The sequence below is a fragment of the Vibrio toranzoniae genome, assembly GCF_024347655.1.
GTDB classification, from domain to species: Bacteria; Pseudomonadota; Gammaproteobacteria; order Enterobacterales; family Vibrionaceae; genus Vibrio; species Vibrio toranzoniae.
Window position 1 is genome coordinate 118,639 of the sequence record NZ_AP025515.1, and the last position, 16,958, is coordinate 135,596.

Below are 16,958 nucleotides of genomic sequence, written 5' to 3' on the forward strand. Positions count from 1 at the left end.
CAAAGGAGCTCATTTGAGCTCCTTTTTTTGATCGGTAAAAGTCATCGTTGACTATTATTCATAAACGATTGGAAAGAAATTACGTAATCGCACACTCGCTTGGATTGCTGGATTATTAAATCAACGCTCTGGTACACCCGTACAATGTATCCATATTATGATGGAATTAATCATTGATATTCGCTGCTTTCACTGTTTTTCATGCGCTTAAAAATTTATCTTTGATAGCGAATGGTATATATTTGTCTGATCTATATGAATTTGCGCTGGTTTGTGATCATCAAAAGAAAATTTACGCTTCTTATTGCTACGTTGTCAGTTTCAGTAAACGCATTTGCTGATTCTTTGCCTGAGCGTATCGATAACTTCACCAAACTTTTTGATCATGAAACGGCAGTTGAATCTTATGACATTCGACTGCTTCAGGCTGATTATCCAACTCGCTTGATCATGCCATCTTCAATGCTGCCGCAAACAGCAGAGTATCCATTAAAAGATATCCAACGCTTATATCAGTTATCAAAAACATGTAGCGGAAAGCTTCCGTTAAGCCCTTTGATCACAGAGCCGTTGGTTTTTACCCGGGCGATGTGTAAAGGCACCAAACTTTCAGACCGCTGGTTTAGCCGTAGTGGCTTGATTCACCCTGGTGGTGGCTCTTATGCGGCACGTTATGTTGAGAAGTACCCGGAAAAGTTCGACTCTTTAAAGCGTTTTATGCATATTCAAGAGCGGCCAAATACTGAAGATGATGAGCTGTTATCTCGTTTACAAAAAATGGACAATGAAGCCATAGCGGCTCTGTTAGCTGGCGCAAGCATGTTTGTTGAGCTTGATGAAATGTGGGTGAAGCGCGGCGACAGATATTATCTGTATGACGAATCTGTGTGGAACGAAAATGCAACGGCTGCTGGATTATCGTTCAGTTTATCTTCAGAAGACAATAGCTGTTTTGTCCAACGCGGTAACGTCTGTTGGGAAATAGAAGATCATTCAGAGCTGCTGCAAATCGCGATGTTTATCTTGGTGATCGCCAACATCATGCTTGTATTCGGTTGGGCCGTATATCGTTGGAATAGCAAGAAGCAAGAGATGAAGAGCCGCATGCTCGTTCTTCAAATTTTAACGCACGAATTAAGAACACCGATTGCGAGTTTATCATTGACAGTTGAAGGGTTCAGACGCGAGTTCGAACACTTACCAGAATCGGTTTATGATGAGTTTCGTAGGTTGTGTGAAGATACTCGTCGTTTAAGACAGTTAGCTGAAGCAAGTAAAGACTATTTGCAGTCAGATAATCAACCGCTCGCAACTGAATGGGTACCAAGCGTCGAAGAGTGGCTTCAATACAAAGTTGAAGAAGAATTCGCACCGGGAATTGAACTCCGTGTGAATAAAGATATCGCCGCAAAAGTGAACGTATATTGGTTAGGGACGTGCATCGATAACCTGATCAGGAATGCTGTTAAATACGGTGTCGCACCAGTGATACTAGAACTGAATACTTCTGACAAGAAGCTGACATTCAAAGTTATAGATAATGGAGACTTGTCCCGCAAAGATTGGGGGCAACTAAGAAAGCCATTCGTTAGTAAGAGTGGACTCGGTTTAGGTCTGACGATAGTGGAATCTATGGTCGGAAAAATGGGCGGTCACATGACGCTTATCGGCCCCCCAACAACATTTATTTTGGAGATACCTTGTGAAACAGACATTGCTTCTCGTTGAAGATGATAAAAATTTAGCTGACGGTCTATTAGTTAGCCTTGAGCAAGCTGGGTATGAATGTTTGCATGCAGAACTGGTCTCTGAAGTTGATGCCTACTGGGAGCAAGCGGATCTAGTGATTCTAGATCGTCAGCTTCCTGATGGCGACTCAGTAGATGCTCTTCCCGGTTGGAAGAAAAAGAAAGATATCCCCGTAATTTTGCTGACAGCACTCGTTACAGTAAAAGACAAAGTTGCGGGTCTCGATTCAGGTGCGAACGACTACTTAACAAAGCCATTTGCAGAAGCAGAGCTGTTTGCTCGTATTCGTGCTCAACTTCGCCTACCAGACGCTGAAGAGCAGGATGAATCAAAAGTAATCGCTCAAAATCTTGTTATCGATAAAGCGACTCGTGAAGTGTTTTTTAACGAGCAAGAAGTCACGTTAACGCGCACAGAGTTTGACCTGTTATTGTTCTTGGCAAGTAACCTTGGCCGCGTATTCACCCGTGACGAGTTGCTTGACCACGTTTGGGGTTACAACCACTTTCCAACAACACGTACAGTCGATACCCATGTTTTGCAACTTAGACAGAAACTGCCGGGTCTAGAAATCGAAACGCTACGTGGCGTTGGTTACAAGATGAAAGCGTAATGAAAAAAGCCTTACTCCCACTATTAATGTTGTCTTGCGTGGTGAATACCGCGCAAGCAACAGATTGGTTTAAAAATAGCGATGCTCTAACTCAAGTGCACAAACATCTATTGGATAATGACTTATCCCTTATGTTTGATTCATTAGTGGAAGTTTGGCAAATCAATGCTTCTCAGTCTCGAGAAGATCACCTAAATGAGCTGTTCGACCAAGCGTTGAATAAAGATTGCGGTAAAACCCTCACAAAAAAGACACTACCCGATTGGGTCAGTTCGGTGGTCGTAAAAAGGCACATTATCCAAAGCCCAGGGCGAGATACATTTCGTGTTGCGATTGAGGTTGAATCTGATAACAACATTCAAGATATCACCTTCGAGAAGTGGGTCGATAAAGTTGTTTCGTCTGATAGTGAATTAACTAAAGAAAGCGAAGTCGTTAACAATGCTTCAGTCAATTTATATCTCAAGCGTTATAACTTAGCGTCTCAACTCGACTCTGGTTTATATCGTTTAAGCGTAAAAGGCGATGGCGGTAATTCTTGGAGCACTTGGGTTATTCTTGGTGAGGTCGCCATGCGTCAGCAAGTTCGCTGGGCATCTAAAGACACGTGGCGCATCGATAAAAAAGAGCTCCTTAACCCTTATTGTCCACTGCCTAAGCTTGAAGTCGGTTTGTACGATTATATCGACGAGCACTATGAACAGGTGTGGGGTAAGAGCTACGAATCTGATTATCCGATGAACCTCACAGGTGAAGAGCTACCCAATGATCGCTATGTTTTGGCCATTTCAATGGTGCATTATCGCTGGCAGGGCGACATAGCGATAGAACAAGCACAAACTATCAGTAAAACTTATGATATTTCTAGCGAAGAAGAGTTAAAGTAATTTAAAATTGAGCCGTTAACTATGTAAGGGATCTAACAAAGATAAACGGCATGAAAAAAACTACTAAACTACTCGCAGCGTCAATTGCATTCGCCAGTCTTCCTCTTTCAGCAGCCAACTACGCCATTGAAGCGCGTGGTGATGCGATGGGTGGTGTTGGTGTTGTTTCTGCAAACTTCCTAACCGCTCCATTTTATAACCCAGCACTGGTTGCAATCTATCGTCGTAACGATGACATGGGCATGATCACGCCAAGCTTTGGTGGTAACTATAATGACCCCAACGATATGAAATCGAATATCGATAGTGTTATTGACGCTTCAAATACTGCTGACTTAGATGCGGCGCTTAATAGACTTGATGGCAACCAAGCTAATGTAGAGCTTGGTGGTGTTGTAGCATTTGCACTTCCTAACCAGTTTGTTGCTGCAAACCTATTTGCTAAAGCTTACACAGAATCTTTTGCGACGCCTGATGTTTACACAACCGGTTCCGATACGGACAAAGTGGAGTTGTCGACAGTTGAAGCGGTTTCAATCGGCGTAGCCGAAGTCGGCCTTTCTCTTGCTAAATACCAAACCTTCATGGGCCAACACATTTCATTTGGTATTACACCTAAAATCCAACGTATATATACATACAACTATGTTGCTTCAGTTAATGATTACGACCTGTCTGACGTAAGAGAAAACAGTGACGGTGAAACAGCTTTCAACATGGATGCTGGTGCACTTTGGTTCTTCGGTCCATTCCGAGTCGGTGTTGCGGCAACCAACTTGATCTCTCGAGATATTGAAACTAAAGATACTACTAAGTTACTAACGAGTGGTTCAGAAAGTAACTTTGTGGGTGGTAAATACACTTACCAACTTGAGCCAGTTTATACCGTTGGTGCTGGTATCGTGTCGGACTATTTTACATTAAGCGTTGATTACGATTTGAATGAGACAGAAAAGTTCACCTCATTTGATGATAACGAGCAGATGATTCGTGTGGGTACTGAAGTCGACCTGCTACGTCAGCTTAAGCTAAGGGGAGGGTACTACAAGAACTTGGCTTACTCTGATTCAGAAGGAACAGTTACAGCCGGTATTGGTATCTCGCCACTCAACTTGTTCCAGTTAGATCTAAGTGCTAACTACACGAATGAAAATGCTATGGGTGCTTCAATCAATTTCCTTGCTAGTTACTAGCACACCTTATATAGTTCTGCTCCTAAACAAAGGAGCAGAGCATGTTAAACGACTTACCAACCCTTTCTCACGAAGAACAACAGAAAGCTGTTGAACGTATCCAAGAAATGATGACTCAAGGCATCAGTACAGCACAAGCTATCAAAATCGTCGCTGAGCAAATTCGTGAAGAAATGAGTAATAAAGAAGAGTAGGGCATAAGCCCTTCTTTTTTACTCACTTAATGCACTATAACTAAATACATTGCCTTCTAATATATTATCTCGTTCATACCAATACTTTATTCATCCTAAATCCTGACCTGTCCAAAACTGTTAAATTCAGCTTATTCAGTTAGTTACATCAGAGCAATCCACTGTAGTGGCTTTTCTTCCTTTCTGTTTGTAATTAAATTACATAGAAGTCTGAAAGTAAAACATCTGTCACTTTAGGTGTCAGTATTTATGTCACCATATCTAAGTGGTTAAATCTATGGTGTTTTTTAAAGCTAGTGACGTTGTGACTTCTGTTTTTAGCGGATACGAGTGCATGAATGTTCAGAAGCAGACAAATGAGGATTTCATCTAAGAACAGCGCGAGATAAGTAACGACGGTAATGTTCAAAACCGATACCTCGAGTGACTTACCACTGCTTAGAGCAAGCTTTACTCCCAAATATGTGACTTTAAGAACAAGTGCTTAGGAGAAGCATAGAGACGTAAGAAAGAGCTGTTTATAGAGCGATTCAGTAACGATACGTATCAACCGGAGAATGCCATTGATGACGTTATTACAGATGATGAGAGCGCGCTTAGGGGGGCGAATCGATTAGAACTCTGATGAGACAATAAAGCTTATTTAGTCAGCGGTTAAAAATCTAACGGCTGCTTAAGTGGAGAGTAGATATCGACAGGGTATTGATTGCGTTGATTGAGTATTAGCAGAGAGTTGAATATGTAACTGCAGTCCAATCTAGCGAACTTTAATCAAACGTAACGACTTGGTTTCGTCTGTTGTCTTTAGCTTGGTAAAGCGCTTTGTCTGCACGTTTGATGGCAGTACGTATCGATTCATGCTGTTTAAGCTGCGTTACTCCGGTCGAAGCCGTTACTTGAAGCGCTTTAGGCCAAGGGCTTTGGTCCATTGTTAGGTAAAAATCATCGATAGATTCGTTACACTGTAGCGCAGTTTGTTCCAGGCAAACGAGTAGAAACTCCTCACCACCCCAGCGATAAAGCAAGTACTACTCACCAAGGCTCTCGTTCGTCGTTGCGACAAACTGAATAAGTACTTTGTCACCGGCTTCATGGCCATGTTGATCATTGATCTGCTTAAAATGGTCTAAATCAAACAACGCAATGTGAATCGTTTTTCCTTGTTGCGCCAGCCATTCGAAATCATAGAAGGTATCTAACGCTTCGGTTCGGTTTCTACATCCGGTCAACGGATCGGTTGTGGCCTTTACCTTTAGCTCTTCAATTTCTTGGGTTAAATAGCGTTGTTGCTCTGCTGCACGCGTTTTGCTTCGCTGTGCGATGTGTAATGCGCAATGCCTTAGACTTGGCGCAATCGGAGATTAGAGCATTAGCATTGATAAAATTGCTAGACCCAGAACTGACGGTTATACAGGAAAGCGCACCATTAGACCAAATTCAAGTTTAAATATTGAACGCAGACCCTTGATTCTGAATGTTATTTGCTCAATAAGTGCGGTTTTTTCGGGGGTGATAATTTAACTGTATATTTATACAGTTAAACTTAAAGTGGCTCGGTTTGTTGTAATAAGAGTAGTGTGTGCGAGTTTTATGGCTTGCTGTGATAACGAGTCACGAGGCCACTTTACTGTTCATCAATTAAAGTGGAGGGTACTTATGTTGCAGTGTCACTTCTTAAGCTCAATTTTATCGAAACACTTTGTTGTCTATGAGAGCGTTCGTACCACTCATTTTGTCTTTCATTCCCAATTACGCGCCATAGTGCGATACCTACTTGAATACTACGCATCTCGATGGATAACGAAGTAATTGCGTTCCTCAATCCGTTAATCATTGCGCTTATTACAGGTGGAGTCTCAAGCCTTGGCGCGATTGCAGCTTTGAAAACGGACATCAACTGGATAAAACGAGTGCAACAGGACCAAGAGCAACGGATACGAAAACTGGAGATACCGAATGAAAGGACACAAGTGCAAAGGCCGCCGACCAAACGACCAACTTAAGAAAGGATACACACTCAAAAATGGGCGAGTGGTGAGGGCGAACACTACACGAAAACACTACAAAAACGCCGATAAACCACACTAATCAAAAGAGCCATTTTCTTATAAAAGTGGCTCTTTTTGTATCCCCTGTGTAAGAGACTGTACTATCAGCACCTAGTTTTACAGCTAATGATTTAAATCACTGTTATAAATGAGGTTAATGGTTATAATTCATTCCACTAATCAGGCTAGCCAGAAAATCGTCAATTTGAACACGGCGTTTTCCTGTTAGCTTGACTTGTTTTTATTTATCAGTGTATGTGAAGGTTCATATGCTGATCTACCATACTTTTATTATTTATCTGGATCAGAATGGACGCGACAGAACTCGGTATTGTACTAGCGTTAGCTAGTTTGTTTTTAGGATTTATCTTTTGGGTTGTTCCGCGAGAGGTTGTAACCAATCGCTTCAAAAAGTTTAGTGTTCAATCTCATGTTGAAAAGCTACATCTTCGAACTGACTTTAGAATCGCAATTGTCGATGATGAAATAGGCAATTATCCAATACAATACATCAAAGACTTAGGCTTTAACGTTCATGAGTATGAATCAGTTTCATTTACTGATGCGCAAAATTTGATAAATCACGACTTGTTACTTCTCGATGTAAAAGGTGTCGTCAGGGAAGATCTAGATGAAGGTGGTGCTAAGTTAATAAAAATAATAAAAGAGGCTCGCCCTTTAATTCCTGTTGTAGCAGTGTCTTCAGGTTACTTCCATACGGAGTTGAATGACTACTTCCGAATTTCAGATGCTACTGTAAATAAGCCAATTGATGAATTTAAAATTCGAGAGCTATTGTGTGAGCTTAAGAAAGAGTTTTTTGATGCACCCTCAATAGCTAATACTATCGAAGATAGTATTAAGAAACTTGATCTTAGTTCTTCTAAAAAGAACAAGCTAAATCAACTAGTTATCGAATTTGTATCTGGCAAGTGTTCAGAAAATGATTTTTTGAACGTTATTCATATGAATGCAAAGGGTGAGTCACAAGAAATCATTAATAACAGTAGAATACTGCTAGACAGAGTTAAATATGCTTAATCAGATTATCGAAAACAAAATTGTTGACGTCCCTTGGCCTACGCTAATTGACGGCAAGGTATATGAAGGTAGTAAATTTCAAACATATGAGCGATGCACATCTGAATGTAATGAAAGACAAGGTGTAAGTGATACTCATGTATGTAGTCACGGCTTGAGCTATATATCTAGAAAAGTTGGAGGAGAGGTAGTTACAATATCAGGAGTATTTGTCCCAACAAAAGGTAGTGGAAGACGATATCGTAAAAACATAGCTTTGAACCAAAGAAAAGTCACCATTGAGTCAATTAATCAGTGGTTTACAACTTTGGATGAAAAGTCGTCAGCAATTAATTCATTGGTAGCAAAAACGGCAAAAAACAACTTTGATCAGTTCCACGAATTTGTTAAGTGGGCGAGGGAAATCGGTCACTACAGTGAACGACTTTTAGCCAAAAGTACGACCTCAAAGGTTTCTGCTTTTGAAAATGCGTCAGGTGATTTAAAAAGCTTGTATAAAACAAGCGTAATGTTACTCGATTCTCTTGATACAACTGCTTTGTATTTTAATCCAGAAAGTGCCAAGTTTGGTCGAAAGAAATATGCTGATCTATACAGCATGGTGCATAAAATAAAGTTAGTGTTGAGCCATTCTGTTGCGAATAAAAGTCGTGCCAATGTGGTAATCCGAGGGAGAGTCGAAAATAAGCACAAAGTTTACGAGTCTTTTAAAATTATACCTCTTTCATTGATACAGAATGCTATGAAGTACAAGCGTTCTGGTGATGTTGAGATTCTATTTGATGAAATTGGTGATAGCTTAAAGATGAAAGTGAACTCGGTAGGACATGAAATTCCTCAGTCCGAAATTGATAGCTTGTTTATTCGTGGATTTAGAACTAAGAAAGCCCGTGAAATGGCCGTTGAAGGCAGTGGTCTGGGATTGTATGTACTTAAAATAGTAGCTGATGCTCATGATTTTGAGGTGATTGTTACCAGCACACCAATACAACCTCGTAATAAGGGGCTTTTCTTAAATTCTTTTGAAGTTAAAATCCACTAATGTTTTAAATACACCAAGTGTTTGAGAGTGGTTTTAAGGTCAAGTAACTGCGAGCGTAAATGTTTTTAGCCCATGTGAACATATCTGTTCATGACATTGCTTAGATCTGAGGAACACAAAGAGCAATCCAATAATCTAACCAACAAACACAAATTTAGAGCAAGCTGTAAGTTTGGTTTAAAAAACTCAGTATGAAAACTTACAGACGAACTCGTGTGAGAGAACTTAACTGGTTTAGTGGATAACACAAAACAGAATTCAACGTGTGTAGCCAACAAGAAACATGGTGGCGTGTGTGAAATCTGAAAAAGAAACGACAGCAATGCCCACAAGGTTTACACACAGCGCGGTGAATCATTAGTGCAAGAAGCTGTAATTTAGACAGACGGAGCAAATGTTCTCGTTGATCGGCTTTGTGTAAGCGAATCATGTAGATGTTGGCCACACGTATAATAATTGAGTTAAAAGAGTGTTTAGAAAATGCTGGTGAACTCAATATGCTTGAGGTGCCAGTTGTATTAAGGGTTTAAGGGGAAACGATGATAAGAATAACTTGGGAACATAGTGACATTACTAAATTGCTCTTACAAGCTCAGTGCGTATTATGTATATTATGTTAAATTTGGAATGATTGCCTTTATAAAGCAGGACTCTTTGTATTATGCCCTGCTTTTGTATTGTGTTTATTCTCTACTTTATACTGTGTATTTAACCATATTGGATATTTACCATAAAATACCTAATATCCAGTGATAATAATCTTCGATTTTAGCCCTGATATTAGTATAGATTAACCGCCAGAGAACTTAACTTTGTAGCCTTTCTTTTCAAGGTGCGCTTTGATCTTGTCACGAGCATCACCTTGAATTTCGATGTTGCCATCTTTTACCGAGCCGCCACAGCCACAAACTTTTTTAAGTTCTGCAGCCATTAGTTTCAATGGAGCATCATCTAGGTCTAAGCCAGTTACGACAGAAACACCTTTGCCTTTACGGCCTTTGGTTTCTTTTTGGATTCGAACAATACCATCGCCTTTAGGACGTTGGACTTTCTCTTCTTCAGGCTTAATACGACCTGTTTCTGTTGAATATACTAGGCTCATAATTTACTTCTTTTGTTGCTCTGCTTTTTGTTTTGCGAGTAAGTAAGCTTCTATATGACGCTGAATTGCAATTTTTCCGCCCTTAATTAGGCGTCCGTTAAACATGCAATACCACGCATTAGGCTCACCGGTGTCATTCTTGATTTGGTAGCCGTTGAAGTTTTCAGTCGAGCCACCAGTTCCTCTCGACTTATTTAACGCTGTGAATTCTTTTGGATCAATAATAGAAGCGGTTTCAATCCACCAATCAATACTCTTCTTAACAGCAGCTAGGTTACCTTGAATAACATTGTTTTTTAACTTCGCACGCCAAACCGTGTGATTAGCATCTATCGATTGAAGATGGACGCTTCGGTAAATTGAATTAGCCATATCTATTGATCATCTTTTTGTTTTCACTATATTAATCATAAGTATACTTTTAATGATATCAAGCATAATATGGTAAAAACACCTGTTAAGGTACGGTAATTTGAGAAAAAAAGTCCCTATTTTATCTGATTCTGTGACAGTTAATTTGTTTGTTGAAAAGTTGAACAGCAATGCGTCAATTGAAATTATAGATGAATTAACAGGATACCAATACTCGCGCAATTCACTCTTAGGCATCTACAGTGACTGGAATCGCTACCACGCGTTTTGTACTAAAAACCGTATCAATACACTTCCAGCTTCCGTTACGGCTATTCGTCGCTTTTTAGAGACTGAATCCAATGACAGAAAATACGCCTCTCTAAAACGTTACACTGCAACGCTTAGTTTGTTGCACATTGTGCTTGGCTTCGCTAACCCTATCAAACACCGACAAGTTCGCTTTACTCTACTCCACTTGCAAGCAAGAATGGCCGGTGATGCTAAACAAACCAACGCCATGACATCTGCACACCTCACTGAATTAAACATATTGCTTTCGCATGACAAGGCCAACTTAAAAGAGGTTCGTGACATTGCCATTTATAATGTGATGTTCGAGTGTGCTTTAAAGCGTTCAGAACTTAAGCTGTTATCAACCACCGATGTTGAGAGCACCGATAGTGATTATCAGATCACGATTAAACATTCTGTATACCAGCTTTCACAAGTCGCGAGTGTCGCACTTGAGCGTTGGCTTTCGTTTGCTGGATCACAAGAGGATTTGCCGGTGTTCCGTGCAATAGATAAGCATGAAAACATTGGACGGCAACCTTTGGATGATTCGTCTATCTATCGAATCTTGCGCAGAGCAAGCGATTTACTACAACTGGCGGAAAGCCACCATTTCTCAGGTAACTCGATTCGTGTTGGTGCTGCACAAGAGCTTTCTAAACAAGGTCTTAAGGTAAAAGAGATTCAGGATTTTGGTCGTTGGCTCAGCCCTGCCATGCCTGCGCAATATGTGGGGTATACGGGCACAGCGGAGAAGGAGAAAATGAAATTCAAAGCCTTAATACCGTGGCAATAGACTTTTGTCGTCAGCCAGTAAAGTAGTAGCATCGTCGGCGTTAAAAAAATCGGCTTCTAAAAAAACAATAATACCTTGGCAGAAAAGCTCAAGGCATTATGTTGTCAGATTCAAATACAGGAAGAACGATTAGCTAAACTAAGCAAGGCTCATTCTAACGCAGTTCTCTAAGAACTGACTAAATTTGTGTCCATTATGCTCCACCATTTTAGGGAACATAGAAATTGGAGTCATACCTGGAAAAGTATTTACTTCGTTCAGGTAGATTTCGTTATCTTGGGTTAAGAAGAAATCAATTCGAGATAAGTGACGCAGCTTCATTTGAGTGAAAACTTTGCGCGCATTGTCTGCGATTAATTCACATTGTTCATCAGTCAGGTTACTTGCTTCAACTTCAGTGATTGAGTGGCTGTCTGCACTGTACTTTTCTTCATAAGAGTAAAATGCGCCGTTTGGTGCTATCACCTCGCCCGGCTTACTAATATGCAGCTCACCGTCGATTTGATAGGCAGCGACTTCTAGTTCTCGTGGTACGACTGATTTCTCAACAAGTACTTGATCTGAGAACGTAAATGCTTTGTTGATCGCTTCGCTTAAATCTTCGATTTTGTTGACTTGGTAACAACCAACAGAAGAACCTTGACGCGCAGCCTTCACGAACACTTTTCCCCATTTTTCAAAAGCTTGAGTCGCTTGTGAATGAGCTTGTTCCGTGTTGTCAGATAAGAATAAGTATGGTGTATTTGGAATACCAAGTGCGTCATACCAAAGTTTTGATGTGATTTTGTTGAAGCTGTTGTTGCTTGCTTCAGAGCCACAACCTAGGTATGGAAGTTTAGCCATTTCAAACAGTGACTGAATATCACCCGTTTCACCTGGGAAACCATGAATACACGGCACAATAAAGTCGACTTTTGATTCTATATTGTCGCCACGTAGAGTTTGCTCATTAATATCAAGGTAAACTAATTCACCGGAATCAATACACCAGCCTTCACTCTTAATCTCAACTCTTAAAACGTTAAAATCTGCAACGCTATTGAGTTGTTCAAAAAGGTAATTAGCTGAAACTAAAGACACTTCATGCTCTGAAGATCCACCGCCGCAAAGTAGAAGAATGTTTGTGGTGCTCATGGGTAAAATCGATCCTTGAAACTAGGAGTACTGACTTCAATGATAAACAAAAGTCGAGATAGGTACAGTGTTTTGATTGTTAAAATTGCGTTCGAAAGATCGAGCGATTAACTATTAAACAAAACCGATAGTCTTAAAACAAAAGAAGGAGCATTTGCTCCCTCTTTTATGAATCAAAACTTAGTTTAACTTGTTAAGCGTTGGGTATTCAGAGTTCTTGATGTCGTCAATGCTTTTAACGAACGGCTTTAAGTTTTGAAAAGTGGTTGGCAGTTTTGAAATCGCCTTTTTAGCTTCTAAGCGTGTTGCGTAGTCACCGTAAAGTACGGTAAACCACTTAGTACCGTTAACCATTTTGTAGTTTTCCCAAACTGGTTGAGAAGTCGGTGGTAGCATTTTCACGAAAGAGTCGACTTTACTTTGGCTGCCAACAGCAACAACTTGAACCGTATAACCAAAGCGTTGATTCATGTCTTGTTGTTTTTTCGTTGGACCCGTCACGTTTGTAACTGGCTTAACCTTAGCTGTTTGGGTGACAGGTTCTGTTCTGATAACGTTAACAACGTTCTCTTCTACAACGACTGCTTGCTCAGATTGAGATACAACTGGAGCTTCAACTTTGGCAGTTTTGTACTCTTCTTGATAGCTATCTGAAGTCACATCCGTAATGTAGTTTTCAGATACACATGCAGCCAAGAGCAGAGGCAAAGTCGCAATTGCAATTTTTTTCATGGAAAGCTCTATGTCCTTAATAATAATTACTATAAATCATGCCGATACGTCGGTTTAGAATCAAGTTAACTTTGAGATTATACACCATTAGTGGGTGACCTATTTCACAAACTTTATGCAGTGTTTGCTTATTCATCTGAATTCGGTGAATTTGCCATCAACCTATCAGTGAAAAGTAAGTTACGATGAACTTACGTGCATTGCTAGGATATGTCTATGAATCATCTTGATCCCCTACTTAAACCCCGCTCTATCGCTGTTGTCGGCGCTTCGCAACGAGAAACGCGTGCGGGCTATATTGTTATGAATAATTTGTTGCACGGGGATTTTAAAGGTGCGGTGATGCCAGTTACACCGAAATACGATTCAGTGGCTGGCGTACTCTCTTATAAGAAAATTCTATCCCTACCTATCGTTCCAGACCTTGCGATTTTGTGTACGAATGCGAAACGCAACGTCGCCATTTTTGAAGAACTGGCCGAGAAAGGCATCGCGTCAGTAATTGTACTTTCCTCCGACATGCAACAGCTAAGCGATAATGGTGAGACATTTGATGAAAGATGCCTAGCGATTGCCAAAAAACACAATATTCGCGTGCTCGGTTCAAACAGCTTAGGGGTTATTGTTCCATGGCTAAACTTAAATGCCTCTTTCTCTCCTGTTACTGCGCTTCCCGGTAAAATTGCGTTTGTTTCCCAGTCCGCAGCAGTCTGTACCACTATTCTTGATTGGGCGAACGACAAGCAGATTGGTTTCTCTGCGTTTGTCTCAATTGGGAATGGCAGTGATATTGAATTCTCAGAGCTTTTAGATTATCTGAGTACCGATTCTCACACCGAAGCGATCTTGCTTTACATTGACAGCATTACGGATGCAAGACGCTTTATCTCTGCAGCACGTGCAGCGTCGCGTAACCGACGAATCCTAGTATTAAAAGGCGGTCGAACAGCGAAAGGAAGAGCGGCTGCTATGGCACATACTGGTGGTGCAGACACTCTAGACATTATTTACGATTCGGCAATCCGACGCAGTGGCATGCTGAGAGTTAAGAACTTACATGAGTTGTTTGCCGCGGTAGAGACACTGACTCATTCGGTGCCACTGCGTGGTGAGCGTCTCGCTATTGTCACTAATGGTGGAGGCCCTGCGATTATGGCTGTAGACACGCTTTTTGATCGTGGCGGTAAGTTAGCAGAATTATCCGATGAAACACTTGATAGATTAAGCAGAGTTTTGCCAGCGAGTTGGTCCCATAGCAATCCTATAGATATTGTTGGTGATGCCGGCGATCAGCGTTATATCGATACTATCAACATACTGCTTGATGGTGACGAAGCTGATGCCATTCTTATCATGCACAGCCCTTCTGCTGTCGCGCATTCCGCTCAAACAGCGGAACGAATTATTGAAGTGATCAAGAAGCACCCTCGCCACAAACGATTCAATATCTTAACTAATTGGTCTGGCGAATTAACAGCCCGGCCTGCGAGAAAGCTGTTTACTGAAGCGGGAATTCCTACCTATCGAACGCCAGAGAGTTCTGTGGTTGCCTTCATGCACTTGGTCGAGTACCGACGCAACCAGCGTCAGTTAATGGAAACCCCAACGACTGCAGAAAAAGTACACATTGAAGACTTGGCAGATGCGAAGAATTGGATTAAACGCCAACTACTGGGTAAAGATACAGTTAGTCTTGATACCCATCAAAACAGCCAATTTTTTAGACACTTCAATTTGGATGTTCTTCCTACTTGGATTGCTTCTGACCCAAGCGAGGCGGTACATATTGCAGAAACGATTGGTTATCCCGTTGCAGTAAAACTCCGTTCACCAGACATCGCACATAAGTCAGATGTACAAGGTGTGATGCTCAATCTGCGAAACAGCAATGAGGTAGCAAATGCGGCTCAAGCGATTCTCGATCGATCGCAATTGTCGTTCCCTACCGCTCATATTCATGGTTTGTTGATTCAAGGAATGGCCAAGCTCGCAGGTGGTCAAGAGCTGCGCGTGAAAGTAACAACCGATGAAACCTTTGGACCAATTATTCTGCTTGGTCAAGGTGGATCTGAATGGGATGAATCCATTGATGCGGCAGCCGCATTCCCACCGCTTAACATGACACTGGCTCGATACTTGATTATTCGAGCGATAAAAAGTGGCAAGATTCGCCTGCAAAAGTTGCCTAATCCGATCGATATTGAGGGGCTTTCTGAACTATTAGTTCGTATATCTCAAATGGTGGTTAATTGTCCTGAGATACATGATTTGGATATTCACCCAGTGCTTGCCAATGGAGACAAGTTCACTATATTGGACGCCGATATTATTTTGAAAGCGTATGAGGGAGATCCGCAAGAAAGACTCGCGATTCGCCCATATCCAGTTGAGCTTGAAGAGACAATACAGTTGAGAGACGGTACTGAGGTGCTGCTACGCCCTATCCTTCCAGAAGATGAGCCGCTTCACGCAGACTTTATTAACCGGGTCTCCAAAGAAGATCTTTATAAACGCTTCTTTAGTGATGTCGGTGAATTCAATCACGAGGCATTGGCGAATTTTACTCAGATCGATTTTGATAGAGAAATTGCATTTGTTGTTGTGCGTAAGGAGCAAGGCCTTCCTGCGATCATTGGTGTTTCCAGAGCCTTGATAAACCCAGAGAACACAGACGCTGAGTTTGCAATATTGATACGCTCTGATTTGAAAGGCGCCGGCTTAGGTCGGATTTTGATGACTAAGGTAATCGATTACTGCCGAGCAAAACAGACTAAACAAATGTCTGGCATGACAATGCCAACCAATAGAGGAATGCTGACACTAGCTCGAAAACTCGGTTTTAAGCTAGATATCAGTTTTGAAGATGGTACTGCAGATATGGTGTTACCGCTATTTGAGTGACCATGTCTTTTTAAGATGCTGAATACACCAAGATTTGGCGTCGCCCATTTTATTGCGTCGCCAAGCCATCACGATATCGATAGGTTGTGGCTCAGTCCCTGAAATTTTCTGTAGGACGCCAGACTCGATCAAAGGTTCAGCAACACTACTTGGCAAAGTACCAATACCTAAACCAGTGGTTAACGCTTCTACTTTTGAAGAAAAGCTTGTCACGGTTAGTCGTGGTTGTTTTTCTAAAATATTGATACTTAATGCTGGTTGATCACGGGCTGTATCCGCAATTGCAATTACCCTGTAACTTTCTCTTGCCTTCTGGTCAAATTCACCTGAACGTTTGTGAACGTAGTGTTTTGATGACGCTACCCAAACCATTTCCATTTTACCAATTACGTCACTTTTTATGTCATTTGGAATAGTGTCGATTTTTGGGCAAACCAGCAAATCTGCGCGGCCATCGGTCAGTGATTCCCAACAACCGGCAAGGATTTCTTCTTGTAATCGAACGCGTGTCTTACTGATTTTTCCTAGCTCATCCACGAGTGGGAAGAAATTAGCAACCGGAATAATACCATCAAAGGCTATTGTTAAGTCGAGCTCCCAACCATTTGCAAGAATACTGGCTTCGTTTACTAATTTTTCCGTCGCACCAAGAATCACTCTGCCTTGTTCTAATATCAATTGCCCCGCTTCCGTGAAGTTTGCACGGTGGCCGGATCGATCAAAAATCATAATGTCTAAGTCTTGCTCTAGCTTTTGAATTTGATAGCTGAGTGATGAAGGGGCTCTATCCATTTCATTTGCCGCAGCGGCGAAACTTCCACGTCGCTCTATGGCATCTAATATGTGTAATGCTTCAAGTGTTATTGGGCTATGCATAGCTT

The 16,958-nt window shown here is 41.3% G+C and carries 15 protein-coding genes and 1 pseudogene; 10 read left to right on the plus strand and 6 right to left on the minus strand.

Annotated elements, in window-relative coordinates; all coding sequences use genetic code 11:
- The first annotated feature begins 255 nt into the window (after positions 1-255).
- Genes vxrA through OCU50_RS15090 form a run of 5 tightly spaced genes read left to right on the plus strand, consistent with a single transcriptional unit; the run spans position 256 to position 4,636 of the window.
- A complete protein-coding gene (gene vxrA, locus OCU50_RS15070) occupies positions 256-1,728 on the plus strand; it encodes a sensor histidine kinase VxrA (RefSeq protein ID WP_060466748.1) in 1,473 nt (490 codons plus the stop codon).
- Positions 1,703-2,362: a response regulator transcription factor VxrB gene (gene vxrB, locus OCU50_RS15075; RefSeq protein ID WP_017058282.1), complete on the plus strand. Its 660-nt coding sequence runs from the start codon at positions 1,703-1,705 to the stop codon at positions 2,360-2,362. The genes vxrA and vxrB overlap by 26 nt, the downstream gene beginning before the upstream one ends.
- The gene (locus OCU50_RS15080; RefSeq protein WP_060466749.1) at positions 2,362-3,249 is read left to right on the plus strand and encodes a DUF2861 family protein; all 888 of its coding nucleotides are present in this window, start codon (positions 2,362-2,364) and stop codon (positions 3,247-3,249) included. Before vxrB ends, OCU50_RS15080 begins: the two co-directional genes overlap by 1 nt.
- A gap of 50 nt (positions 3,250-3,299) precedes the next feature.
- Positions 3,300-4,442: a conjugal transfer protein TraF gene (locus tag OCU50_RS15085; protein WP_060466750.1), complete on the plus strand. Its 1,143-nt coding sequence runs from the start codon at positions 3,300-3,302 to the stop codon at positions 4,440-4,442.
- Between the two features lie 41 nt (positions 4,443-4,483).
- Positions 4,484-4,636 (plus strand): YoaH family protein, encoded by a 153-nt coding sequence (locus tag OCU50_RS15090; protein ID WP_004731009.1) that lies wholly within the window; start codon positions 4,484-4,486, stop codon positions 4,634-4,636.
- Positions 4,637-5,403: 767 nt separating this feature from the next.
- Here the strand turns inward: OCU50_RS15090 and OCU50_RS15095 are convergent.
- Positions 5,404-5,970 (minus strand): annotated as a pseudogene (locus OCU50_RS15095) (GGDEF domain-containing protein); the annotation flags it as partial.
- Positions 5,971-6,429: 459 nt separating this feature from the next.
- Between OCU50_RS15095 and OCU50_RS20725 the strand changes: the two are divergent.
- From OCU50_RS20725 to OCU50_RS15105, 3 genes are all read left to right on the plus strand, one after another.
- Positions 6,430-6,639: a hypothetical protein gene (locus OCU50_RS20725; RefSeq protein WP_060466751.1), complete on the plus strand. Its 210-nt coding sequence runs from the start codon at positions 6,430-6,432 to the stop codon at positions 6,637-6,639.
- A 354-nt stretch (positions 6,640-6,993) separates the two neighbouring features.
- On the plus strand, positions 6,994-7,725 hold the full coding sequence (locus tag OCU50_RS15100; protein ID WP_060466752.1) for a DNA-binding transcriptional response regulator: 732 nt from the start codon (positions 6,994-6,996) through the stop codon (positions 7,723-7,725).
- Positions 7,718-8,767 (plus strand): ATP-binding protein, encoded by a 1,050-nt coding sequence (locus OCU50_RS15105; protein ID WP_060466753.1) that lies wholly within the window; start codon positions 7,718-7,720, stop codon positions 8,765-8,767. The genes OCU50_RS15100 and OCU50_RS15105 overlap by 8 nt, the downstream gene beginning before the upstream one ends.
- 790 nt (positions 8,768-9,557) lie before the next feature.
- Here OCU50_RS15105 and yciH read toward each other — a convergent pair.
- Together yciH and OCU50_RS15115 are read right to left on the minus strand one after the other, a co-directional pair.
- Positions 9,558-9,869 carry a stress response translation initiation inhibitor YciH gene (gene yciH / locus OCU50_RS15110; RefSeq protein WP_050649524.1) on the minus strand — a complete coding sequence of 104 codons (312 nt, stop codon included), beginning with the start codon at positions 9,867-9,869 and terminating at the stop codon, positions 9,558-9,560.
- 3 nt (positions 9,870-9,872) lie between these two features.
- Positions 9,873-10,241 (minus strand): DUF3319 domain-containing protein, encoded by a 369-nt coding sequence (locus tag OCU50_RS15115; protein WP_017058288.1) that lies wholly within the window; start codon positions 10,239-10,241, stop codon positions 9,873-9,875.
- A gap of 100 nt (positions 10,242-10,341) precedes the next feature.
- Here OCU50_RS15115 and OCU50_RS15120 point away from each other — a divergent pair, with 100 nt between their 5' ends.
- Positions 10,342-11,310, plus strand: a complete 969-nt coding sequence (locus tag OCU50_RS15120; protein WP_060466754.1) for a tyrosine-type recombinase/integrase — start codon at positions 10,342-10,344, stop codon at positions 11,308-11,310.
- A 138-nt stretch (positions 11,311-11,448) separates the two neighbouring features.
- Here OCU50_RS15120 and OCU50_RS15125 read toward each other — a convergent pair whose 3' ends face one another.
- A complete protein-coding gene (locus OCU50_RS15125; RefSeq protein ID WP_060466755.1) occupies positions 11,449-12,444 on the minus strand; it encodes a D-alanine--D-alanine ligase in 996 nt (331 codons plus the stop codon).
- Positions 12,445-12,624: 180 nt separating this feature from the next.
- Positions 12,625-13,176 carry an SPOR domain-containing protein gene (locus tag OCU50_RS15130; RefSeq protein WP_060466756.1) on the minus strand — a complete coding sequence of 184 codons (552 nt, stop codon included), beginning with the start codon at positions 13,174-13,176 and terminating at the stop codon, positions 12,625-12,627.
- Positions 13,177-13,392: 216 nt separating this feature from the next.
- Here OCU50_RS15130 and OCU50_RS15135 point away from each other — a divergent pair, with 216 nt between their 5' ends.
- Positions 13,393-16,077, plus strand: coding sequence for a bifunctional acetate--CoA ligase family protein/GNAT family N-acetyltransferase (locus OCU50_RS15135; RefSeq protein ID WP_060466757.1), 2,685 nt, complete (start codon positions 13,393-13,395; stop codon positions 16,075-16,077).
- Here the strand turns inward: OCU50_RS15135 and OCU50_RS15140 are convergent.
- Complete coding sequence (locus tag OCU50_RS15140; protein WP_060466758.1) at positions 16,066-16,953, minus strand: LysR family transcriptional regulator; 888 nt, start codon at positions 16,951-16,953, stop codon at positions 16,066-16,068. The two genes, OCU50_RS15135 and OCU50_RS15140, sit on opposite strands and share 12 nt — an antisense overlap.
- Positions 16,954-16,958: the final 5 nt, after the last annotated feature.